Below are 23,702 nucleotides of genomic sequence, written 5' to 3' on the forward strand. Positions count from 1 at the left end.
CATGTTTCTCACCCGCATTTCGATCGGTCATCCCGTCTTCGCCACCATGATGATGGTTGCGCTGCTTGTGCTTGGCGCGTTTTCCTACCAGCGCCTCGGCGTCGACCAGTTTCCGAATGTCGACGTCCCGGTTGTCGTGGTCACGACGACCTATCCAGGTGCGACGCCCGAAACCATCGAGACGGAGGTGACCAGGCCCGTCGAGGAGGCGCTGAATACGATCAGCGGCCTCGATGAGATCACGTCGACCTCCTACGAAGGACGGTCGATCGTCATCGCCCAGTTCAAGCTGGAGGTGGAGAGCACGACGGCAGCGCAGGACGTCCGCGACAAGATAGCAGCCCTCGAAGCAGAGCTTCCGGAGGAAGCCGACAAGCCGGTCGTGGCGCGGTTCAATCCATCGGACGAACCGATACTTTCGATGGCGATCAGTTCACCCTCTCTTGGAATGCCGGAACTCACAACGATCGCCGACCAGCGCGTGTTGCGCCAACTGACGACGATAGCCGGGGTCGGGCAGGCGACGCTGATCGGCGGGCAGAAACGGCAGGTCGACATCAGCATCGATGAGACGCGGCTGAGCGCATTGGGTATCGGCATCGACGAGGTCATCAAGGCCCTCCGGGCCGCCAATCAGAACAAGCCTGCGGGAAGCATGCTCAGTGGTCTGACGGACCGCACTATTCAGGTACAAGGGCGGATTGCGGAACCCAAGGATCTCCTGGACATGATCGTCGCTCGCCGCGGCGGTGGAGCTGTCTATCTCCGCGATGTTGCCACCGTGAAGGACGGTGCCGCGGATCCGGAAAGTCGTGCGATCTACAACGGCGAAGCCGCGCTCGCCGTCGCCATCGTCAAGGTTCGGGATGCAAATACCGTGCAGGTGGTGAGCGATGTTCGCAAGCGGCTCGATCAACTGAATGCCGAACTCAGCGCCCAAAACATGCGGCTTCAAATCATCACGGATGCCTCGACCTCCATTCAGGAGTCGCTTGGCCAGGTGCAATCGACATTGATCGAGGGAGCGGCACTGGCGGTCGTCATCGTTTTCCTGTTCCTCAACTCATGGCGAAGCACGGTCATCACGGGGCTGACGCTTCCAATCGCCATGATCGGCACGCTCGCTGTCATCGATTTTCTCGGCTTCACGCTCAACATGCTCAGCCTGCTGGCATTGACGCTCTCGATCGGCATTCTTGTCGATGATGCGATCGTGGTGCGCGAGAACATCATGCGCCATCTTCACATGGGCAAATCGCATCTCAAGGCGGCTCTCGATGGCACGAGCGAAATCGGCCTCGCGGTGACGGCGACGACCGCCACGATCGTCGCCGTCTTCCTGCCTGTCGCGTTCATGGAAGGCATGGTTGGGCGCTTCTTCTACGAGTTCGGGGTTACAGTTTCCGCTGCCGTGCTGATCTCGCTGTTCGTCGCCTTCACCCTCGACCCTATGCTTTCCAGCGTCTGGCATGATCCCGACGCCGAGCCCGGCGCAAGGCGCGGACCGGTTGGACGATCGATCGCTCACTTCGATGCCGGGTTCGAAAAGCTCGCCGAGCGCTATCGGCAGATCATCCGCTGGACCCTGCGACATCGTTTGATCACGCTCGCACTGACTGGCGGCATCCTCGTCGGCAGCATTTTGATGGTTCCCCTGGTGGGTGTCGAATTCGTTCCCAATGCGGACGAAGGTCGATTCCAGATCAACGTGACGACGCCGGCAGGTTCTTCGTTGGACTACACGCGCACCAAGGTTGGGCAGATCGAGAAGGCGCTGCATGAGTTTCCGGAAGTTGCTTCGATCTACTCGACGATCAACACCGGCAGCACCATGGGCAAACATAAAGCCGCCATTCTCGTCAGCCTCGTGCCGTTGGAGCAACGCAAACGGACGCCTGCCACCATCGCGGGTCCCATCCGAGAACGCCTTTCCGTCATACCGGGAACAAAGATCGCCATCATCCAAGAGGGCTTGGGCGGAGACGCCAGTCCGATCCAACTAAGCGTTCTGGGTGACGATCAGCGGGTACTGGAAAAGATCGCGGCGGATCTGACCACAGGCATGCGCGGGATGCCTGGCATGGTGGACATCAATTCAAGCGCTGGCGAGGAAAATTCCATCCTTTCCGTTCGGCTCAAGCGTGAGCAGGCGAGTGATTTGGGCATCGGTATCTCCGAGTTGGCCGGAATGCTCTCGCCGCTGATCGGCGGCGAAGACGTTTCCACCTGGACCGATACGCGCGGACAGACCTACGACGTTGTCGTCCGGCTTCCCCGCGACCAGCGTTCCAATGCCGCCGCTCTCGGGGAGTTGATGATCAAAGTCGCAGGCGACGACGCAAGCGGTAGCCCGCGCATGGTCCGGCTGGATCAGGTCGCGGACATCGCGGTCGTCCCGGCGGCCTCCGAAATCCGTCGTCTCGACATCTCCAGAGAGATCCTGATCTCGGCGGATATATCTAGCCGAGCCGCGGGGGATGTCACAGCCGAACTGGAAGCCATGGTAGCCAAGCAGGATCTTCCGACGGGCTACCGCATAAAATTCGGTGGCGATTCCGAGGACATAGAGAAAGCGACAGGCGGCATGTTCAAGGCGCTGACGATGGCGGTGATCTTCATCTATGTCGTGTTGGCGTCGCAGTTTGGCAGCTTCACCCAGCCGATCGCGATCATGGCTGCACTTCCGCTGTCGCTGGTCGGCGTGCTTATTGGCCTCATGGTCGCGGGAAGCACCATCAACATGTTCTCGATGATCGGCTTCATCATGCTGATGGGGCTTGTTACCAAGAACGGCATCCTGTTGGTCGATTTCGCCAACCGGGAGCGCCGGCAGGGTTCGACCCTCAGCGAGGCGCTCGTCAATGCAGGCGCGGTACGGTTCCGGCCGATCATCATGACATCGCTCGCGATGATCGCCGGCATGATCCCGCTCGCGATGGCGGCCGGCGGCGGTGGCGTGCAACGGGCTCCGATGGCGCATGCCGTCATCGGCGGCCTTGTCAGCTCTACCCTCCTGACCTTGATCGTGGTGCCTGTCATCCTCTCCTGCATCGACAGTCTGACGCAGTGGATTGCGGGGAGGGTGCGGACGCATTCGACCAGCGAAAACGAACTCCAATCGCCGAAATCGGCAAAGCAATGACCCGTAAAACCGTTCTCCGCCTCTTCGGCAGGTTTCTCTTCTCCGCCATCATGATGGCGGCCCTTTTTGGAGGGCCGCTTGTACTCCTGGTTCTTCTCTCCAGGCGGTTCACCATGTAGCGGACTTGCTCGGTTAGAGGTAGGTCGGCTGGCAGGCCAAGGGATTGTGCCGACCCCTTTTAGGCGGGATTGAGGGCGGCAAATATGTTGTCATAAGTCCCGTCGCGTTCAGCCCAGCGGCGGGCCTGATCGCGTTCGAGGAGCAACTCGCCGCGAGGGTGGTTGCCTTGCTCGAGCATCGCAATCACCTCCGAAATATAAGAGCCCAGAGGCATCGCGCGAGGATCGGCAGCCTGTGCCGTACCGGTCAATTCGGTCTGGACATAGGGCGGCGACAATTCGAGAACCTCGACAGGCAAGGTGCGAAGCTGGTGGCGCAGCGAGACCAGCCATGAATGCAGGAACGCTTTGCTCGCGCAATATGTGGCAAAGTCGGCGCGAGGCACGAAGGCGAGCGCCGAACTGGTCGCCATGATAGTTGCGTGACGTTGCTTCCTCAATGTCGGCAAGAAGGCGGCAATCACGCGCAGCACGCCGAGGATATTCGTCTGTACAATCGTTTCGGCCTCGGCCACCTTCCAATCACCAGACGCGATATCCTCAGTTCGAGAAATCCCGGCGTTGGCTATCAATACATTAAGGTCGGGGAACCGCACGCGGACGTCGCTTGCAAGGCGCGTCAGGGAGTGAGGATCGTCCAAGTCGAGGTGCATCCCGACAATGCCGGGGCGACCGGCCGCGATGCTTTCAAGCAGGTCCTGCCGCCGTCCCGTTACGATGACGCGGTTGCCTCGATCATGAAGAGCTTCGGCAAGCGCACGGCCAATCCCGCTCATGCCGCCAGTGATCAGTATAGTGTTGTCGGTCATTCTCATTGTTGGAACCTTTCCGAAATTCTGCGTTCAAGGAAAGGCCACGGCGTAGTCATCGAAACCTATACGGGCACCCCTCATCGAAGACCAGGTTTCCTTGGTCTTGGCGAAAGATCGGCCTTGGGTGATGATATAAATCCATACCGCGCGCCTTCAAAGTCGAGTCCTCCCTGCTGGGACCTTCTCGACAAAGGACGCGTTGGATGACGGTAACGCCTACGACAGCGCGGGCTTCATCGCTGCAGCCAAACAACTAACCGAGCCAGCACCCGCGGTCAACGCCGTTGCCCGAGCGGTGTCTGCTTTTGGGAATATCAAAAAGCCCCATAGCCGGTAAGGGTTACGGGGCTTGAGGCAACGAAATGTCGCGAGATCGGGATCAGCACGAGTTTGCCCGGTTCGTCGGGCTGTTCGGGTCGGAGGTAGACGCGTTGGTGCCGTTTGCCCCCGCGGTGGTCGGGCTCTGGCCGCAATTAGCGTTCGTGCTGCCTGAATTGCCCGCGCCTTGCGCGTTGGTGCTGCCCGTCGTTGTCGTGTCGGGCACTATCGCGCCTCCGGCTCCAGTTCCCGGGGTTCCAGTGCCGGTGGCGTCGGTCGATGTGCCGGTGCCTGAAGTGCCGGTCGAGCCCGAACCGGCCGAACCGGTGCCGCCGCCAGTACCCTGTGCAAATGCAGAAGTAGCAAGACCAAGTGCAAGAGCGCTCACAGTGAGAAGCTTTACGATCATGAAGTGTTTCCTCTCAGTTATCTCAACGACATCCAAACCGCGGGTAGCATCTAAAGTTCCCGCTGTATTAAAAACAATCGAAACCGCCGAATGTTGAACGACCGCCACGTCGCCGCTGGTCATTGCGGCATTGGTCATGCCGTCGTGACAACCCGAATATCGCCTTTGCGATCGACAACGAGGACGACGACCTCTCGTCCCGAGCGCCGGACAGTCACGTCGACCGAACCATGTCCGACCAGCAGATGCCGTAGGGTGACCTCGTCGAGGAAAGGCGGGAGCCGAGGCTCGTTGAAGCTGACCTGCAACGCGTTCGGATCGAAGTCGAGGCCGAGGCACGATTGCAACAGCGAGAGTGGCGCTGCCGCGGCCCAGGCCTGCGGCGAGCATGCGACCGGATAGAAAGTCGGCCCTTGTGCTCGCTGGCGCGCCAGTCCGCAGAAAAGTTCGGGAAGCCGGCGCAGATCGATATAGGTCGAAGCCGTAAACAGCCCTTCGAATATTCGAGCCGCCTCCACTCTAAACCCGTAACGAGCGAGGCCGCTGGCGATCAGGGCATTGTCATGTGGCCAAATCGAGCCGTTGTGGTAACTCATTGGATTGTAACGCGCCTCGGTCGATGGAATGGTGCGGATGCCCCAACCGCAGAAGGATGAGGCGCTCATCATCGTGCGGACGACCCGTTCGGCCCGGTCCGGATAGGCGAGCCCGGTAAAGAGCGCGTGGCCGGCGTTCGAGGACCGGACCCGGCAAGGCCGCTTGTCCCGGTCGAGTGCCAGCACGTAGGTGCCAAGCTCTTCGTCGAAGAAGGTGGAATCGAACGCCCGGCGAAAGCCCTCCGCTCTTGCCATAAAGCTTGTTGCCTGTTCCGGCCGGTCCAGCCGGCGGAAGATCTCCGCTGCCGCTTGCCAGGCGCCGTAAACGTAGGCCTGCACTTCAGCGATCGCGATTGGCCCGTTGGCCAGTGTACCGTCGGTGTGGAAAACGGAGTCGTGGCTGTCCTTCCATGCCTGGTTGATCAAGCCTTCTTCCGTCTGCCGCCCATATTCAACGAAGCCGTCGCCGTCGCGGTCTCCGTGCTCGTCGATCCATGTCAACGCCGCCTCTATGTGCGGCAGGAGGGGATAGATGGTCGCGAGATCACCGGTTCGCTTCAGGTATTCCCCGGCCAGCATCACGAAAAGCGGAGTCGAGTCGATACTGCCGTAGTACTGCCGGAAAGGCACTTCGCCCAGTTCAGCCATCTCTCCGGAACGGATTTCGTGCAGGATTTTCCCCGGTTCGGCGTCCGATGCCGGGTCAATCTCCGTCGCCTGGTTAGCCGCAAGGTGTCCGAGGACGCCGCGGGCGATGTTCGGATCGAGCCAGAGCGTTTCAAGCGCGGTGATAAGGGCGTCGCGGCCAAAGACGGTGCTGAACCAAGGTATGCCGGCGTAGGGATAAGGGCCTTCCGGTTTATCGGTCATCAGCATGTAGAGATCTGAAACACTGCGGCGTGCAGCCTCGTTGAAGATCTCGTTCGACGTCGTGATCGACGCCGCGCGCGAAGACGCGGCGCGCAAGGCCCGGCGGGCATCCCGCAAGGCAAAAAAGAAGGAACGGTAGCCGGGCTTGTCGGTTTGCGCCGCCGGGTCACAGCCGATCTCGATGAACAGCGAGCGGATTTCATGCTGCGCCAGCTCGAGGTCATAGACGACAAGGTCACTGCCAAACTTATCCGGCTGCGGGTCGAAGGAAAGCCGTGTCAGTCGTTTCTTGCTGTCCAGACCGACATAGGAGAGGAGGATGGAACCCTGCTCGATGACAGCCGGAAGATGGCGCCCTTTTCTTCCCCTCACGGTACCGCGGACCTCGAAAAGATCGGCAAAGTCTGCTGCGAATGCGATCTCTATGCGAATGTGCTGCGGCCGCTCGTCATAATTTTTGACGGTCAGCCGCTCGTAGCAGGTTGCCTTCCACAGGAAGCGCGACCTGCGCAGATGGATGAGGTCATGCTCCAGAATGAGCTTGCCCTTCTCGTCGAAGAGATCGGGGTTGGTTAGGTCGCAGGTGAGCGTTGCGTTGTCGTCCCGCAATGTCGACGACAGCAACATCGGGCGCCGGCCGTTGATCGACAGGTAGAGGTGAGAAAGATAGCGCGTGTCGCGGTGGAAGAGGCCTTCGGGGCTGCCCGGGCCGCAGAGCGCGTCGCCGTTGTGATCGAAGACGGCGAAGGTATCGCCGTGTTTCAGGGTGCGTGGCCGCCGCTCCTGCAGCGATGCGGCAGCGGGAATGAAGAATTGCGCGACCGGTGCGCCTGGGCCGGCCAGCACCCCGGTCGGGTTGTCCGCAGAGGTGATCGACATGGCTTCTCCTCAAGATTCAGGCGACCACCTGGAGGTCGAGCGCCTGGCCGGTTGACCGACGGATACGTGCGGCCTTGGTGCGGACGCCGGGCAGATTGCGATAGAGCTCAAGATAGTCCCGCGCCATTCTTTCTGAGGTGAAACGCTTCTCGAATGTGCCGCGCACTTGTCTCCGATCCATCCGCAACGCCCATTCGACATTTTCGGCCGCCTCGGTCACGCTCTCGACCAGAACGCCGGAGACCCGGTCGTCGATCACCTCCGGAACGGAGCCGCAGCGGAAGGCGATCACCGGTGTGCCGCAGGCCATGGCCTCGATCATGACGAGTCCAAAGGGCTCGGGCCAGTCGATCGGGAAAAGCAGCGCGCCGGCATTGCCGAGGAAACCGGCCTTCTGGTGCTCGTTTATCTCGCCGATGAATTCGACATTCGGATGGCTCTTGACCATCGGCTCGATCACCGTCTCCCAATAGGCCTTGTCGGCATTGTCGATCTTGGCCGCGATTTTCAGCGGCATGCCGACCTTTGCCGCGATCGCGATTGCGCGATCCGGCCGCTTCTCCGGCGAAATACGTCCGAGGAAGGCAAGGTAATTGCCTTTCGGCGTTGCAGTGAAGGGGAGGAGATCGGCGGGCAGACCATGGTAGACGGTTCCGGACCAGTTGACCGGCGGCATCGGGCGGCGCTGGTCGTTGGAGATCGAGACCAGCGGAATTTCGGGAAAGGCCTGATAAAAGGGATGCAGGTCCGGCAGGTCGAGGCGACCATGCAAGGTGGTCACCGTGCGGTCGGCAAAATCTCGGACCAGCGGGAAATGCAACAGGTCGATATGGAAATGCAGGACATCGAATTCGTGCGCCCGGCGGCGGATTTCCTCCAGCATGACGATCTGATGCGGCAGGTGGTCCCTGACGGCCGGGTTGAGCCGCAATGCGACCTGCGAACACGCCACCAGCTTGGCATCGGTGACGGAATCACCGCTTGCAAAGAGAGTGACGTCATGGCCCTGGGCGACAAGCTCTTCGGTGAGATAAGAAACAATGCGTTCGGTTCCCCCGTAGAGCTTGGGCGGAACACTTTCAGCAAGCGGTGCGATCTGAGCGATCTTCATCGGCAAAACCTCCTCGTGAGAGCAAAGAGTCGTCGGCAAAAATCATGTCCGCGCCCGTCAGGACAGCACGCGGGGTCGAAGTCCTCAGGTTTCAAACAACTGGCGGCGACGTCCGTTCCAGTCGCTGCACAGGCCGAAACGGTCGCGAAGCCGTCGGTTTCGTCGCTTTCTGCGGTCGCTTCTGCCCGTTTCCACTAAAACTGGCAGGGTCGGCGCGGGGAGAGGATCGCTGCCGCCGTCGAGCGCTTTCAGAGCCTCCAGGATTTCGTCATAAGTGACGATGTTGTCCATGCCCGGATAACGGCGCAAGGCCGGCATGGATTCAATAGCGGATATGTCGGAAGCCCATGAGGCGAGGATCGCCCGCTTCTCGTCCCTGCCGATATGTTCGGCCGCCAGCACGTCCCGCGGGTGATTAAAATGCGAAGCCGGGTGCAGCAGATGCGCGGCGCTGATTGCTTCTACGGCCTGCTCTGGTGCGGTATTGTCGATATTTTCCTTTCTCATCCTGTGACCCCATTGCTGGAGATGGACATTTCGCCCGGTTGTCGATTTGTTGGTTGAATGGGTTGGCCCGCCCTTTGAAAAGGGCGGGCCGGACCATCACTCAGAAATCCATGCCCGCCCCTGCGGGCATGGCAGGAGCGGTTTCCTTCTTCGGCTTTTCCGCAATCATGGCTTCCGTCGTCACGAGCAGGCCAGCCACGGAGGCGGCGTCCTGCAGTGCAGCACGGACGACCTTGGCCGGATCGATGACGCCCTGCGCATAAAGGTCGCCATATTCGCCGGTCTGAGCGTTCCAGCCGTAGGAGAACTCGCTCTTCTCGCGCAGCTTGCCGACGATTACCGAACCTTCGGCGCCGGCGTTTTGGGCGATCTGGCGAACGGGAGCCTCGATGGCGCGGCGGACGATCTCGACGCCGACCCGCTGATCCTGATTGGCCGTGCCGAGGTTATCGAGTGCCTTGACGGAGCGCAGCAGCGCGACACCGCCGCCGGGCAGGATGCCTTCTTCGACGGCGGCCCGCGTCGCATGCAGTGCGTCGTCAACCCGGTCCTTCTTTTCCTTCACCTCCACGTCCGTCGAGCCGCCGACGCGGATCACGGCAACGCCGCCGGCCAGCTTGGCCAGACGTTCCTGCAGCTTTTCTCGGTCGTAATCGGAGATCGTCTCGTCGATCTGGGCGCGGATCTGGGTGGTCCGACCGTCAATCTCTGCCTTGGAACCGGCGCCGTCGATGATGGTGGTATTCTCCTTCTCGATCGACACTTTCTTCGCCCGTCCCAGCATGTTCAGTGTGACGTTCTCCAGTTTGATGCCGAGATCCTCGGAGATGACGGTGCCGCCCGTCAGGATGGCGATGTCTTCGAGCATGGCCTTGCGGCGGTCGCCGAAACCCGGGGCCTTGACGGCTGCGATCTTGAGGCCGCCACGCAGCTTGTTAACGACGAGGGTAGCGAGAGCTTCGCCTTCGACGTCTTCAGCGATGATCAGCAGCGGCTTGCCGGACTGCACGACGGCTTCCAGCACCGGCAGCATGGATTGCAGGTTGGAGAGCTTCTTCTCGTGGATCAGGATATAGGGCTCTTCGAGCTCCACTCGCATCTTGTCCTGGTTGGTGACGAAATAGGGGCTGAGATAACCGCGGTCGAACTGCATGCCTTCGACGACTTCGAGTTCGGTTTCGGCGGTCTTGGCTTCCTCGACGGTGATCACGCCTTCGTTGCCGACCTTTTCCATGGCTTCGGCAAGATAGCGGCCGATCTCGGCATCGCCATTGGCCGAAATGGTGCCCACCTGGGCGATTTCGGAATTGTTCGAGATCTTGCGGGCATTGGCTTTCAGCTCCTTGACGACCGCATCGACGGCAAGGTCGATTTCCACGCTTCAGGTCCATCGGGTTCATGCCGGAAGCGACGGCCTTTGCGCCCTCCTTGACGATCGCCTGGGCAAGCACGGTGGCGGTCGTCGTGCCGTCGCCGGCTAGATCGTTGGTCTTCGATGCCACCTCACGCAGCATTTGGGCGCCCATGTTTTCGAACTTGTCGTCCAGTTCGATCTCCTTGGCGACCGACACGCCGTCCTTGGTGATGCGGGGCGCTCCGAAGGACTTGTCGATGACGACGTTGCGGCCCTTGGGCCCAAGCGTTACCTTCACGGCATTGGCCAGGATATCGACCCCACGCAGCATGCGTTCACGGGCATCGGTGTTGAACTTGACTTCTTTCGCAGCCATTTTTCACTCCTCGATTAGGCAGCTTGCTTGATTGATGGATGGTGTTCTCAGGCGGCTTTCTTCTGCTCGGCCTGGGCCTCGATGATGCCCATGACGTCGCTTTCCTTCATGATCAGCAGGTCCTCGCCGTTGATCTTGATCTCGGTGCCGGACCACTTGCCAAACAGGATGCGGTCGCCAACCTTGACATCGAGGGCCTGAACCTGGCCGGCGTCGTTGCGCGCGCCAGGGCCGACGGCGATGACCTCGCCTTCCTGTGGCTTTTCCTTGGCAGTGTCGGGAATGATGATGCCACCCTTGGTCTTTTCCTCGGATTCGACCCGGCGGACGAGAATGCGATCGTGAAGCGGTCGGAACGACATGTTTTCCTCCAATGGACAAACAATGATGACGTTGTTCCCCCTGGCCGGACCGGATGACCAGTCCGGGCGGGTGCAAAACCTCGCGCGAGCGTTTTGCGCGAAATGATCTGGTTTGCAGATTTCGGGATTTCAAGAGAGCCCGCGCAAAAAATCAGCACTCTTTCAAGCTGGCTGCCAAGGCGCTGGAAAGGAACAACAAACGTGGGCTTGGCGTTTTGAAAATGTTGATGGGCCGCAAAAAAAGCACCCGCTTCAGACGGCATGAAACGGAGACGAAGCATGCGATTTTCATCAGATATGGAACGTCAGCTCCACGGCTACGGCCTTACCACTGCTCACATCCTCTACCATATCCCCGATTTCGAATCCGTCCTGCAGACATATGTTTGGCAGGACTACGATCTGGCACCTGATTTCCCGGAGATGCACAGGTTTCTTGATTTCTGGCAGGTCAACCTTGACGGCCCGCTTCACTCCGTGCGTTACACCCACCAGCGCCTGATCGGCCCGCACGAATGGCGCCGCGTGGACGGCGAGTTCAAGCTGCACTAACGACAGCACTTGAACAGAGATTTTTCGCTTCCTAACTCATCGCCAGCCGAGGCTCTCATGAGCTCGTCACCGTCACATTGGCTTTTGAGTGAGTGGCAAAACGGAAGCACAACAAGAAACGATCCGTGATCTCCACGTCGAGGAGCGCGAGGAGATTTTCATCAACCTTGCGCAGGCTCTCCAAGGAACGGCGCGGGAGGCCTGGGCCGAGGGCATCAGGCATTTTGCGATGCTGTCAAACAATATGGCCGAGGCAATCCGGACGAATGCCGATGAGCTCGCGCGTGATGATCCTGACGGCGCGGAGCGCGTGCTCAAGCAGGCAAAGGCGATGATTTCGCAGTTCAATGCCCAACATCCCTATAGAATGTCAAGCATGGCAGTCCACTGAGCGTGCCGCGATCGGCGACGGGTTCAAATCCTGAAACGGTGGACGGGTGTGCCGCGGACGCCGGCTTCGAAGGCAAAGAGCGTCCCGTGTTCGAACGTGCCGTTGTTGTCGGTGGAGAGGGTGGTGACGTAGATCGTCGCGAGATCCGGCCCGCCGAAACAGGGCATGGTCGGTGATTTCGCCGGCATTTTGTAAATCTCGACGACCTCGCCCTCCGGCGACAGCCGGTTGACACCGCCCGAGAGGATGCCGGCGATCCAGTAAAAACCATTCGCATCCATGGCGGCGCCATCCGGCCGGCCTTCTTCCGGGGCGAAGTCGTGCAGCCGGCGAGGGGGGGCCGGTGACGCCCTTCTGCGGATCGAAATCGAAGACCTGGGCAAAAAGGCCGCTGCTGTCCGAGTGATACATGGTTCGGCCGTCCGGGCTCCAGGCAAGGCCATTGGAGGTCAGCAGCCCGCCATCGATGATCGTGGTGAAGGAGCCGTCGGGCATGACGCGATAAAGGCGGGCATTGCCGGTCTGCGGGATAGCCTCGTCACGGGTGCCGACCCAGAAGCAGCCGTCGGGGCCGACCTTGCCGTCGTTGAGCCGGCTGTCGGGGCGCCCGCCGTCGGGATTGCAGAGCAGCTTCATCGCGCCGGTTTTCGGGTTGAGGATGTGAACGCCGTTTTCGAGCGCGACGGCGATATCACCGCTTTCGCAGAGTGCCAGGCAGCCGATCTTGTGCGGCATGTCGTACCGGTCGATATGCCCGTTGGCGCGCAGGCAGATTGCTGCCGGCGCCAGGATGTCGACCAGCCAGAGATCTCCGGTGCGGTCGTCCCAGGTGGGCGATTCGCCGACCTTCAGCGGAAAGTCGATGACCCGTCGCACCTTCGGGGTGATGATGTCCGGTTTGCTCATGCCCCAGCCTTTCCAGGAACGACCAGGCCATTTCTGTCGCGCTGCCTGACTTGCCCGTCATGTTCAGTTTCGCAGAAGCTGCCGCCCTGAAAGAATGCGGCTACTGCACTTTCGGCTATCTGCTCGATACGCAGATGATCGCGACTATGGTCCTGCGGGCGATAACCGAGGCGCTCGGCAGTTTCGTCGCGCCACCAGCCGGAATCGTTGCGCGAAACGCCGTAAACGACAGCGGCAGCGATTTCCGGGTGGGTAAGGCCGATCCAGACAAGCTGGTAAAGGTCGCGAGGACTGATCCAGATGGCAGCCGTGCGTTCGCTGTTTGGATAGGCGGCAGCGTTGCCGATGCGGATCGACAGCGTTGAGATGCCAGCCTTGTCGTAATAAAAACCCGCCACCATCTCGCCCCAGCATTTTGACAGGCCGTAACGCGTGTCGGGGCGGGGAACATCGAACGGGGTAATCGTTTCGGACCGCGGATAAAAGCCAGTCGTGTGATTGCTGGAGGCAAAAACAACGCGGTTCACGCCGGTTGCGCGCGCTGCATCGTAGAGATTGTAGGTACCGAGGATATTTGTCTGCAACATGTCGTCGATGCCTGCCTCGTTAGGCAGACCGCCAAGATGGATGACACCGTCCATCCCGTCGAGGGCGGCGCGCATCGCATCTGCATCCGCGAGATTGCCTTCGAAAAAACTTTCACTCGATGCAAGCTCTTTCGCCGGTCTGACATCGATCAGCCTGATATGCTGCACGACAGGGCGCAGAAAATCCCTGAGCTGCGTGGCAATGCGGCCCGCCCCGCCGGTTATTGCGATCCGTTTCAAAATGCGTCTCCCTGCGGCCGCCATCAGGCGTCGATAGATTGAGCCTCGACGCCTTGGAACATGCGGGCGCGCGCATTCAGGATATGCGTTTTCATGGCGTTGTGCGCATCCGTTTCCCGACGGGCGAGGATGGCTTCCACGATTGCCGCATGTTCGTCCTGCACATGGCGGACATGCAGCGGCGTCCGCTTGAGGCTGAGGCTACGCGTCACCGACATGCCGATCGAAAAATGCGGCTTGAACCACTCCCGGACGATCGTGTGGAACTGGTTGCCGGTCGCCATGGCGATGGCATCATGCAGCCTTTGATCCTCCTCGGCACCCAGTTCTCCGACCTCCAGACAGTGCTCGAGTGCCGCGAGCGCCGCCATGATGCGGACCTTGTCATTAACCTGCCAGTTGCGCGCCGCGAGTGCCGCGGCTTCCGCCTCGAGGCCTGCCCGGAACTCAAAAAACCGCTGCACGTCGGCCAGTGAACCGACCGGGACCTGGTTGAGGACTGAAGAGTCCGGCCGCTGCCGCACGTAGGAACCGGAGCCTTTGCGCGAGACGATCAACTGGTCGGCACGAAGACGCTCCAGGGCCTCGCGCACGACCGGCCGTGACGCGCCGAACATCACGGAGAGATTGGGCTCCGACGGAAGCCTTTCATTGACTGGAAAGCGGCCATCAGCAATCATTTCCACGATCCTCTCGTAGATGATGTCGCTGAAGCGAGGCTCGGCCTTGGCTGCCGCTATCACGCCGGCCTGGTTCATCAACGTCCCTTTTCACGTCCCCATTCGGGGAACTCGGGCTGCGCTTCCTTTTCCGGAGAATAGAGACCAGAAATCCTGCGGCCCGCCGTGAGCCTTTGATCGACGAAGGCTTCCTCCGCCACGTCTTGAGGATTGGCCACGTCTTGAGGATTGTAAGTCATGCGTCTCCTCCCGTTCGGCATGCTTTTGGGAGGTAGGACTATTGAGCCTGTCAAAATCTGTCAATACTTGTAATCATCTGAAAACCGGTTATGGTCCCGTTTGCCGATGGGATGGAGGTCCATGGCGGTCTGTTGGCTGGGAACCCGGCCAGATCGCCAACCAGGTCGGCACGGTCTGAATTGGGAGGAGATCTATGCGCGACGATGAAATCATGTCTTCCGGCGTAACCCGCCGGACATTCCTGGCGGGTGTCAGCGGGGCAGTGGCCCTGTCCATGGCGGGCGGCAGCGCGAGCGCTGCCGGGGCCAAGGAAGCACCGCAACTGGCAGCCCTGGTGAAGGACGGAAAGCTTCCGCCGCTGGCCGAACGGCTGCCGCAAACCCCCATGGTGGTGAAGCCCTGGGAAAAGATCGGCACGTATGGCGGCACGTTGCGGCGCGGCCTGCGCGGCTCGTCCGACCACAACGGCATCCTGCGCATGGTCGGCAACCAGGGCCTTGTCCGCTGGAATATGGACTTTACCGCAGTCCTGCCGAACCTTGCCGAGAAGTGGGAAGTCAATGCCGACGCCTCGCAATTCACCTTTCATCTGCTGAAGGGTGCGAAATGGTCGGACGGTCATCCGTTCACGGCCGACGACGTGGTGTTCGCGATCGAGGATGTCGTCAAGAACAAGGAGCTTTACAGCTCCACGCCGGCCCAGCTTGCCGTCGCCGGCAAGCCGGTGATCGTCGAGAAAATTGACGACTACACCGTCAAGTTCACCTTCGCTGCCGCCAACGCGCTCTATCTGGAAAACCTGGCGACCCCGCTCGGTCAGCATCCGACGCTGTTTGCCAAGCACTACTGCAGCAAGTTCCTTCCGAAATATAACCCGAATCTCGATGCGGACGCGAAGGCGGCCGGAGCGGCAGGATGGACGGAACTTTTCCGTTCCAAGTGCGGCGATATCGAAATCCCTTCTCGCTGGTCGAATGTCGAAAAGCCGACAATGGATCCCTGGGTCGTCAAGGAGCCCTATTCGGGCGGTGCAACCCGCGTCGTCATGACCCGCAATCCCTACTTCTGGCAGGTCGATACGGAAGGCAACCAGCTTCCCTATATCGACGAGTTGAATTTTGGCATCTCTCAGGACGTCGAATCCCTGATGCTGAACGTCATCTCCGGCAAGATCGACATCCAGGAGCGCCATATCAGCGTGCTCGCCAACAAGCCGACCCTGTCGCAGAACATGAAGAAGGGCGACTATCGCCTGATGACGCTGGTGCCGTCCGCGGCACAGCAATGCTCGCTCTATCTGAACATGACCCACAAAGACCCGGTGTTGCGCAAGATCTTCGCCGACAAGTCCTTCCGTCAGGCTCTGTCGACGGGCATCAATCGCCAGGAAATCATCGACATCGTCTATTTCGGCCAGAGCGAAGGTTACCAGACCGGTCCGCGGCCCGGTCATCCCTGGTACCATGAGAAGCTTGCGCGGCAGTTCACCGAATACGCCCCGGACAAAGCCAATGCCCTCCTGGACAAGGCGGGCCTGGACAAGAAGAACGGCAACGGGATCCGCCTGCGGCCGGATGGCCAGCCGATCTTCTTTGCGGTGGACGTCATCCCGACGCTTTATCCGGACCTCGTGGATACGCTGGAACTGGTGAAGGCGCATTGGGCCAAGATCGGCATCGACATGAAGGTCAATACGATCGAGCGCGCGCTGTATTACACCCGCGGCGACGACAATGCGCACGACGCGCAGGTCTGGCCGGGCCCGGGCGGTCTCGATCCGATGCTCGATCCGCGCGACTACTTCGCGTTCCACCCACAGGGTTCGCGCTACGCGATCCCGTGGACGCTCTGGTACACGTCGAACGGCCAGAAGGGCGAGGAACCGCCGGAAAGCCAGAAGAAGCGTATGAAGCTCTTCGACGCCGCCCGCTCGACGGCCGATCTCGCCAAGCGCGGGGAAGTCATGAAGCAGATCTTCGATCTGGCTGCCGAGGACTTCGAAGTGATGGGGATCTGCCTTGCCGTCGGTGGCTTCGGCATCATCCGCAACAATCTGCGCAACGTGCCTGAGAAGGAGCCGGACAGCTGGTCCTGGCCGAATCCGGGTCCCGCTCTGCCACAGCAGTTCACCTTCACGAGCTGATCTGGGTTTATCTCGCCGGTGCCGCCGTCTGATCGGCGGCGGCACTCCTCCAGCCCCGTTGCATGGACGTTGAAGCGACAGCCTTTGGCCTCGCGTCGGCATGCCGTGCAATCCGTATTGCGAGCGTTCGATGCTGAAATTCATCGTCAAGCGACTTTTCTGGATGATCCCATCGCTGTTTGCGGTGAGTTTCCTGGCCTTCGTCCTGATCCAGCTCCCGCCCGGCGACTTCGTCACCACCTACATTGCCACTCTCGCGTCTTCCAACGAGGTGGTCGACCAGAATACTGCCGCGCAGCTGCGCGAGCGGTTCGGCCTCGACCAACCGATGTTGATACAATATTTGAAATGGATCTGGGGCATCCTCACCCGCGGTGATTTCGGCATCTCGTTCGAATGGCAACAGCCGGTCTCCGGTCTGATCTGGGAGCGCATGGCGCTCACTCTTGTGCTGGCCCTGGTCAGCCTGATCGCCACCTGGGCGCTGGCGCTGCCGATCGGCGTCTATTCCGCGGTGAAGAAATACTCGATCGGCGACTATGCCTTCACGGCCTTCACCTTCTTCGGCCTGTCTATCCCGTCCTTCCTGCTGGCGCTGGTGCTGATGTATGTCGCGGCGGTCGAATTCGGCGCGGACGTCGGCGGGCTTTTCTCTCCGGAATACGAGATGGCCTCCTGGAGCCTTGCCAAGATGTACGACCTGCTGACACATCTGTGGCTGCCGGTTGCGATCCTTGCGATCTCGTCTACCGCAAGCCTGATCCGCGTCATGCGCGCCAACATGCTGGACGAGTTGCCGAAGCCTTATGTGACGACGGCGCGTGCCAAGGGTCTTTCCGAGTTCCGGCTGCTGATCAAATATCCGCTGCGCATCGCACTCAACCCATTCATCTCGACGATCGCCTGGCTGCTGCCGAACCTGATTTCCGGCTCCGTCGTGGTTGCGATCGTCCTCAACCTGCCGACCGCCGCCCCACTGCTCCTGCAGTCACTGATGGCGCAGGACATGTATCTCGCCGGCGCCTTCGTGCTTTTGATCTGCGCGCTCACCCTGATCGGCTCGCTGATCAGCGACATCCTGCTTGCGCTGGTCGATCCGCGCATTCGGCTAGAATAGGAGAACACCCATGGTCGATGTCTCCATCACCAATGTCAGGCCGGACCGCGCCGCCGTTGCCTCGCAATGGCAGCTCATCTGGTGGGCTTTCAAGCGGCACAAGCTCGCCATGGCGGCGCTCGTCGTCACGCTTGCCATGTATATCGTTGCGCTCGTACCGGGCTTCTTCGCGATCAACGACCCGTTCATGCAGAATGCCCGCTCGACGTTTCACCCGCCGCAGGGCCTTCACCTGTTCGATACCACCAACGGCTTCCAGATCGGACCGCATTATTATGGGATGAAGCTGACGCGGGACCCGAACACGCTGGCAGCCGTCTTCGTGGAGGATACGGGCGTGAAGGTGCCGATCGCCTTCTTTGGCCGAGGCTACACCTATTCGGTACTCGGTCTTTTCGAGACCGACATTCACCTGATCGCCACCACCGACAAGAGCAAGCCGCTTTATCTGTTCGGCGCCGATCGCCTCGGCCGCGACGTCTATAGCCGCACGGTGCAAGGTGCCCAGATATCGCTGTCGATCGGTCTGGTCGGGGTCTTCCTGTCGCTGCTGCTCGGCATCGTTCTCGGCGGCATCTCCGGTTATTATGGCGGCCGGATCGATTTCGTCATGCAGCGCGTCATCGATTTCGTGCTGTCGCTGCCGACCATTCCGATCTGGCTGGCGCTGGCGGCCGCATTGCCGCAGGGCTGGCCGGCGACACTCCAGTACATGATGATCACCATCATCCTGTCGTTCACGGGCTGGGCGCAGCTCGCCCGCGTCGTGCGCGGCCGCTTTCTGTCGCTTCGCACCGAAGAGTTCGTCGCCGCAGCACGCCTCGACGGCGTCTCGGAAGGCCGCATCATCTTCCGCCACATGTTGCCGAGCTTCTCAAGCCACATCATCGCCTCGATGACTTTGGCGGTGCCTGCGATGATCCTCGCGGAGACCTCGCTGTCGTTCCTCGGTCTCGGCCTGCAGCCACCGACGATCTCCTGGGGCGTGCTGCTGCGTGAAGCGCAGAACATCCGCTCCATCGCCACCGCTCCATGGCTCTTCATGCCGGGGCTCGCGGTCGTCGTCGCCGTCATGGCGCTCAACCTCTTCGGCGACGGCCTGCGTGATGCGGCCGATCCCTACAACAAGTGAGGCGCCGATGACCGATGTCCTTTCCATCGTCCCCCGCCCCTCGATTGCAGCGGGCAAGCCGTTGCTCGAAGTCAAGAACCTGGTGACCGAGTTTGCGCTCCGCACCGGCGTCTTCAGGGCCGTGGATGATCTTTCCTTCTCGATCGAGCCTGGCAAAACGCTCTGCGTCGTCGGCGAGAGCGGATCGGGGAAATCCGTGACCGCGCGCTCGATCCTGCAGATCGTAGACTCGCCCGGCGAGATTGCCTCCGGATCGATTTTACTGCACCGCCCGGACGGCACGTCGCTCGACCTCGCCAAGCTCAACCCGCGCAGCCGGGCGATCCGTTCGGTGCGCGGCCGCGACATCGCGATGATCTTCCAGGAGCCGATGTCGTCGCTCTCGCCGGTGCACACGGTTGGCGACCAGATCACCGAAGTGCTGCGGTTGCACCTCAACATGAGCAAGGCGCAGGCAAGGACCGAGGCAATCTCGCTGTTGCGGCAGGTGGAAATTCCCGATCCGGAAAAGGCGCTCGACCGCTACGCCTTCCAGTATTCCGGCGGCATGCGCCAGCGCGCCATGATCGCCATGGCGCTTGCTTGCAAACCGCAGCTGCTGATTGCCGACGAGCCGACCACGGCGCTCGACGTGACGACCCAGGCCGAGATCCTCGACCTGATCAAACGGCTGCAGCAGTCGACCGGCATGGCCGTGCTGTTCATCACCCACGACATGGGCGTCGTCGCCCAGATCGCCGACGACGTGCTGGTCATGCATCATGGCGTCGCCAAGGAATACGGGCCGGTCGAGCAGATCTTCCATTCGCCGCAGGATCCTTACACGCGCATGCTGATCGGCTCGGTGCTGAAGCTGGAGCAGAAGGCCGAGATCAGGCTTGCCCGTCCGCCGCTCGACACGACAGCCGAGCCGATCCTCACCATCCGCAACCTTTCCATGCATTTCGGCGACATGAAGGCGCTGAACGACGTCTCGATCGCGCTGCTTCCCGGCGAGACGCTCGGCATCGTGGGAGAGAGCGGCTCCGGCAAGACGACGATGGGCCGCTCGATCATGCGTCTCTACGATCCGACGGGTGGCGAGATGCTTTATCGCCGAGCCGACGGCAAGGTCGTCGATCTTGCCAAACTCGAAGGTGCCGAGCTGAAGGCCGCGCGGCGCGAACTGCGCATGGTCTTCCAGGACCCGTTCGGGTCGCTCAATCCGCGCATGACCGTCGCGCAGGTGATCGGCGAACCCCTGCTGGTCAACGGCATCGCCCGTGGCAAGGAACTCGACGAGCGGGTCTGCCACCTGATGGATCAGGTCGGCCTCGATCCCGCCGGACGCGAGCGTTACCCGCATGCGTTTTCGGGCGGCCAGCGCCAGCGCATCGGCATTGCCCGGGCGATCACGCTGAACCCGCGCATCATCGTCGCCGACGAGGCGACCTCGGCGCTCGACGTTTCCGTGCGCTTCCAGGTGCTCGATCTTCTGATGCGGCTGCAGGACGAGCTTGGTCTCGCCTACATCTTCATCAGCCATGACATTGGCGTCATTCGTTACATGTGCGACCGGGTAGGCGTCATGTATCGCGGCAAGCTTGTCGAAGTGGGTGAGGCCGACAAGGTCTGCAACGCGCCGGATCACCCTTATACCCAAGCGCTCATCTCGGCCATTCCGCGACCGGATCCGCGCGACCGCGATCGCTCCAGGCGATTCCGCTATACCGAACCCAGCCAGGTCAAGAATGGGAGCACGGCAGGATGAAGATCACCGGTATTCGCACCTTCCTTATGCAGGTAGGCTCACCCGACCTTGAGGCGCGGCAGACGGTGCCGGTGCCAAAGTCGGCCCAGCCTTTCGGCGGAACCCGCAACTGGCTCTTCCTGAAAATCGATACCGACGAGGGCATTACCGGCATCGGCGAATGCTCCGGCTGGCCGCGTGTCGTCGAAACCGCGATCAAGGATCTCGCCCCGCTTCTGATCGGGGAAGATCCGACTCATATCGAAAAGCTGTGGCAAAAGATGGCGATCGCCATGATGGGTCACGGCATGCTCGGCACGGTCGGTGGCGGCGCTGCGACCGGCATCGACATGGCGCTGTGGGACATCAAGGGCAAGGTGCTGGGCGTGCCGGTATGGAACCTGCTCGGAGGCAAGCTGCGTGACCGAATTCCGATCTATTCGCATGCCAACACGGTCGAAAAGGCGCTTTCCCTCAAGAACCGCGGCATCAAGGCGCTCAAATGCGGCGGCGTTTCCGATCCGGTTCGCAAGGTCGCCATGCTGCGCGATGCCGTCGGCGACGAAATGGACATCGCGATCGATCTGCACGGCCCGCCGTGGATGACGCCGGCCGATGCCTGCCGCCTGGTGCGCAAGCTCGAACCCTACGAACTGCTTTGGGTTGAAGATCCGATCGCCCCGGACAATGTCGAAGGGTACCGGCGTATCCGCGACGCGGCCCATATCCCGCTCGCAGCCGGCGAACGCACTGCGACCATCTTCGGCGAACGGCAGTTGATCGAGGAAGAACTGGTCGACGTGATCCAGCCGGATACGGGACGCGCCGGCGGCATTACCCAGATGAAGAAGATCGCCGCGATGGCGGAAGCGCATCACATCCAGATGGCGCCGCATTCTGGCTCGCTCGGCCCGGTCGCGGAATATGCGGCACTTCATCTGCTCGCCTCGATCCCGAATGCACTCATCCTCGAACGGATCGACGACGACTGGGAGGGCCGTAAGCACACGATCGTGCCGCACCCTGTCCAGGAAGGCGGTTCGCTTGCGGTCCCGAATGGGCCGGGTCTCGGCTGCGATATCGACGAGGAATTCGTCGCCCGCTTCCCGAGCGACGGCAATGTTTCGATCCCGGTGCAGGAAAGCGGCGGTGCCTACGCGCCGGGGACTCACGGCGAACGCCTCTATGTGCAGACGCGCCTGTCGCGCCGGCATTACTTCAACACCTGAGGGCGGCCCAGCCATGAAAAATTGATCGGGACACCGTTCGCGGCGGCGATGAATATTGTGGGAATAGACGCTGTCCATCATTGCCGAGGCGATATAGGAAGGCTGCTCCAGCAACAGGCAGACCGCAATGGATGACTCGATCAAGATAGATAATCGCGGCGACTTCGGGCTGTGGGCTATCGAAGTGGCCAAGCAGATCGTCGCCGAAGAGGGTTTCGAACTGGCCAAAGCCTCACGAGACGGCACCGAGGACGACGTCCGAATAGCCGGCAATGCGCTGGGACAGGCGATCACCAATGCACTCATCGAAGTGTATGACGGCCTGCTCGACGGTGTGCCTGAAGAATAGAGCCGCGCTGATTCCTCGACAAGAGCACGTCTGTTCTGTGGAAACGACAAAGGCCGCCGGCTGGCCGGCGGCCTTTGTTCGGCTGCGATAGCAGCAGACGATTATTCGGCAGGCTGGGCTGAGGGTATCAGCACAGCGTTTTCGGCATCGACATTGCCCGCCATGGCGGCAGCGAACTGCGTCGGGTCCAGCTCGTTTTCCCAGCGGGCGACGACGACGGTCGCGACCGCATTGCCGACCAGATTGGTGAGCGCCCGGCATTCCGACATGAAGCGATCGATGCCGAGGATCAGCGCCATGCCGGCGACCGGCACGGATGGGACCACCGAAAGGGTCGCCGCCAGGGTGATGAAGCCGGCCCCGGTAATGCCTGCAGCTCCCTTCGAGCTCAACATCGCGACGAGCAGCAGCAGGATCTGGTCGCCAAGCGTGATCGGCGTGTCAGTCGCCTGGGCAATGAAGAGTGCGGCCAGCGTCATGTAGATGTTGGTACCGTCGAGATTGAAGGAATAGCCGGTCGGAATGACAAGACCGACCACCGAGCGCTTGCAGCCGGCGCGTTCCATCTTCGCCATCAAGCCGGGCAATGCCGCTTCCGACGAGGAAGTGCCGAGCACAAGAAGCAGTTCTTCCTTGATGTAGCGGATGAGTGAGATGATCGAAAAGCCGTTGTAGCGTGCGACGGCCCCGAGGACGACCAGCACGAAGAGGAGCGAGGTGAGATAGAAAGTGCCGATCAGCATCGCAAGGTTGGCAATCGAACCGATGCCGTACTTGCCGATGGTAAAGGCCATGGCGCCGAAGGCGCCGATCGGCGCAGCCTTCATCAGGATGGTTACGAGACGGAAGATCGGCGCGGTCAATGCCTGCAGGAAGTCAATAACTGGACGACCGCGTTCGCCGACCATGCCAAGCGCGATGCCGAAGAGAACCGAGAAGAACAGCACCTGCAGGATATCGCCCTGTGCAAAGGCACCGACGATCGTATCCGGAATGATGTTCATCAAGAAGCCGGTGATCGTGGTGTCATGCGCCTTCGCCGTATAGGTCGCGACCGCCTTGGCGTCGAGCGTGGCCGGATCGATGTGCATGCCGGCACCCGGCTGAACGATATTCGAGACGAGCAGGCCAACGGCGAGCGCGAGCGTCGAAAACACCAGAAAGTAGATCATCGCCTTGCCAGCGACTCGCCCGACCTTTTGCAGATCGGCCATGCCGGCGATACCGGTTGCGACGGTCAGGAAAATCACTGGCGCGATGATCATCTTCACCAGCTTGATGAAGGCATCGCCGAGCGGCTTCAGGGAAGCGCCGGTGTCCGGATAGAAATGACCGAGCAGGATGCCAGCGGCGATCGCCACGAGAACCTGGAAATAAAGGTGGCGGTAGAAAGGAAGCTTGCCGTGCGTTGGCGCATCGGAAATCGTTGCGTTCATCATATCCTCCATGGCGTCCCAACCAAATTGGCCTCCCGGGGCGCGGCGTTACTGTTGCTGCAGGCTTTCTCGGAGCAACATGCGTGCCAAAAGGGCGGATATTTCCAACCGTTTGA

19 protein-coding genes and 2 pseudogenes are annotated in these 23,702 nt (G+C 60.9%); 9 read left to right on the forward strand and 12 right to left on the reverse strand.

What is annotated here, in order from left to right; genetic code table 11:
• The first annotated feature begins 1 nt into the window (after position 1).
• Positions 2-3,142, forward strand: a complete 3,141-nt coding sequence (locus ACZ9IU_RS25990) for an efflux RND transporter permease subunit (protein ID WP_051900525.1) — start codon at positions 2-4, stop codon at positions 3,140-3,142.
• 178 nt (positions 3,143-3,320) lie between these two features.
• On the opposite strand, the gene ACZ9IU_RS25995 is transcribed toward ACZ9IU_RS25990, so the two are convergent.
• From ACZ9IU_RS25995 to groES, 7 genes and pseudogenes are all read right to left on the reverse strand, one after another.
• Positions 3,321-4,076, reverse strand: a complete 756-nt coding sequence (locus ACZ9IU_RS25995; protein ID WP_040125139.1) for an SDR family oxidoreductase — start codon at positions 4,074-4,076, stop codon at positions 3,321-3,323.
• A gap of 376 nt (positions 4,077-4,452) precedes the next feature.
• Complete coding sequence (locus ACZ9IU_RS26000) at positions 4,453-4,938, reverse strand: hypothetical protein (RefSeq protein WP_157885320.1); 486 nt, start codon at positions 4,936-4,938, stop codon at positions 4,453-4,455.
• A complete protein-coding gene (locus ACZ9IU_RS26005) occupies positions 4,935-7,145 on the reverse strand; it encodes an amylo-alpha-1,6-glucosidase (RefSeq protein WP_040125137.1) in 2,211 nt (736 codons plus the stop codon). The genes ACZ9IU_RS26000 and ACZ9IU_RS26005 overlap by 4 nt, the downstream gene beginning before the upstream one ends.
• Positions 7,146-7,161: 16 nt before the next feature.
• Complete coding sequence (locus ACZ9IU_RS26010; RefSeq protein ID WP_040125136.1) at positions 7,162-8,256, reverse strand: glycosyltransferase family 4 protein; 1,095 nt, start codon at positions 8,254-8,256, stop codon at positions 7,162-7,164.
• An 84-nt stretch (positions 8,257-8,340) separates the two neighbouring features.
• A complete protein-coding gene (locus ACZ9IU_RS26015; RefSeq protein ID WP_040125134.1) occupies positions 8,341-8,763 on the reverse strand; it encodes a hypothetical protein in 423 nt (140 codons plus the stop codon).
• A 100-nt stretch (positions 8,764-8,863) separates the two neighbouring features.
• Positions 8,864-10,493: pseudogene (groL, locus tag ACZ9IU_RS26020) on the reverse strand (chaperonin GroEL).
• A 47-nt stretch (positions 10,494-10,540) separates the two neighbouring features.
• Positions 10,541-10,855, reverse strand: a complete 315-nt coding sequence (gene groES, locus ACZ9IU_RS26025) for a co-chaperone GroES (protein ID WP_040125129.1) — start codon at positions 10,853-10,855, stop codon at positions 10,541-10,543.
• Positions 10,856-11,134: 279 nt separating this feature from the next.
• Here groES and ACZ9IU_RS26030 point away from each other — a divergent pair, with 279 nt between their 5' ends.
• Positions 11,135-11,407: an usg protein gene (locus ACZ9IU_RS26030; RefSeq protein ID WP_040125127.1), complete on the forward strand. Its 273-nt coding sequence runs from the start codon at positions 11,135-11,137 to the stop codon at positions 11,405-11,407.
• A gap of 88 nt (positions 11,408-11,495) precedes the next feature.
• Positions 11,496-11,798 (forward strand): hypothetical protein, encoded by a 303-nt coding sequence (locus ACZ9IU_RS26035; protein ID WP_157885319.1) that lies wholly within the window; start codon positions 11,496-11,498, stop codon positions 11,796-11,798.
• 23 nt (positions 11,799-11,821) lie between these two features.
• Here ACZ9IU_RS26035 and ACZ9IU_RS26040 read toward each other — a convergent pair.
• The 4 genes and pseudogenes from ACZ9IU_RS26040 to ACZ9IU_RS26055 form a co-directional block, all read right to left on the reverse strand.
• Positions 11,822-12,704: pseudogene (locus ACZ9IU_RS26040) on the reverse strand (SMP-30/gluconolactonase/LRE family protein).
• On the reverse strand, positions 12,701-13,531 hold the full coding sequence (locus tag ACZ9IU_RS26045) for an NAD-dependent epimerase/dehydratase family protein (RefSeq protein WP_040125123.1): 831 nt from the start codon (positions 13,529-13,531) through the stop codon (positions 12,701-12,703). The pseudogene ACZ9IU_RS26040 and the gene ACZ9IU_RS26045 overlap by 4 nt, the downstream one beginning before the upstream one ends.
• A 23-nt stretch (positions 13,532-13,554) precedes the next feature.
• Positions 13,555-14,289, reverse strand: a complete 735-nt coding sequence (locus ACZ9IU_RS26050) for a FadR/GntR family transcriptional regulator (protein ID WP_040125121.1) — start codon at positions 14,287-14,289, stop codon at positions 13,555-13,557.
• Positions 14,289-14,450, reverse strand: coding sequence for a hypothetical protein (locus tag ACZ9IU_RS26055; protein ID WP_157885318.1), 162 nt, complete (start codon positions 14,448-14,450; stop codon positions 14,289-14,291). Before ACZ9IU_RS26055 ends, ACZ9IU_RS26050 begins: the two co-directional genes overlap by 1 nt.
• Before the next feature lie 194 nt (positions 14,451-14,644).
• On the opposite strand from ACZ9IU_RS26055, the gene ACZ9IU_RS26060 reads away from it, so the two are divergent.
• The 6 genes from ACZ9IU_RS26060 to ACZ9IU_RS26085 all read left to right on the forward strand — a co-directional run bounded on the left by ACZ9IU_RS26060 (position 14,645) and on the right by ACZ9IU_RS26085 (position 22,150).
• A complete protein-coding gene (locus ACZ9IU_RS26060) occupies positions 14,645-16,594 on the forward strand; it encodes an ABC transporter substrate-binding protein (protein WP_040125119.1) in 1,950 nt (649 codons plus the stop codon).
• A 130-nt stretch (positions 16,595-16,724) separates the two neighbouring features.
• Entirely contained in the window at positions 16,725-17,711 is a 987-nt protein-coding gene (locus ACZ9IU_RS26065) for an ABC transporter permease (protein ID WP_040125117.1), read from the forward strand.
• A 10-nt stretch (positions 17,712-17,721) separates the two neighbouring features.
• A complete protein-coding gene (locus ACZ9IU_RS26070; RefSeq protein WP_040125115.1) occupies positions 17,722-18,843 on the forward strand; it encodes an ABC transporter permease in 1,122 nt (373 codons plus the stop codon).
• 7 nt (positions 18,844-18,850) lie between these two features.
• Positions 18,851-20,593: an ABC transporter ATP-binding protein gene (locus tag ACZ9IU_RS26075; RefSeq protein ID WP_040125112.1), complete on the forward strand. Its 1,743-nt coding sequence runs from the start codon at positions 18,851-18,853 to the stop codon at positions 20,591-20,593.
• Positions 20,590-21,801 (forward strand): mandelate racemase/muconate lactonizing enzyme family protein, encoded by a 1,212-nt coding sequence (locus ACZ9IU_RS26080; RefSeq protein WP_040125110.1) that lies wholly within the window; start codon positions 20,590-20,592, stop codon positions 21,799-21,801. The genes ACZ9IU_RS26075 and ACZ9IU_RS26080 overlap by 4 nt, the downstream gene beginning before the upstream one ends.
• A gap of 127 nt (positions 21,802-21,928) precedes the next feature.
• Entirely contained in the window at positions 21,929-22,150 is a 222-nt protein-coding gene (locus ACZ9IU_RS26085; RefSeq protein WP_040125107.1) for a hypothetical protein, read from the forward strand.
• Positions 22,151-22,251: 101 nt separating this feature from the next.
• On the opposite strand, the gene ACZ9IU_RS26090 is transcribed toward ACZ9IU_RS26085, so the two are convergent.
• Positions 22,252-23,586: a dicarboxylate/amino acid:cation symporter gene (locus tag ACZ9IU_RS26090; RefSeq protein ID WP_040125833.1), complete on the reverse strand. Its 1,335-nt coding sequence runs from the start codon at positions 23,584-23,586 to the stop codon at positions 22,252-22,254.
• Positions 23,587-23,702: the final 116 nt, after the last annotated feature.

This window comes from Mesorhizobium sp. USDA 4132 (assembly GCF_056279545.1).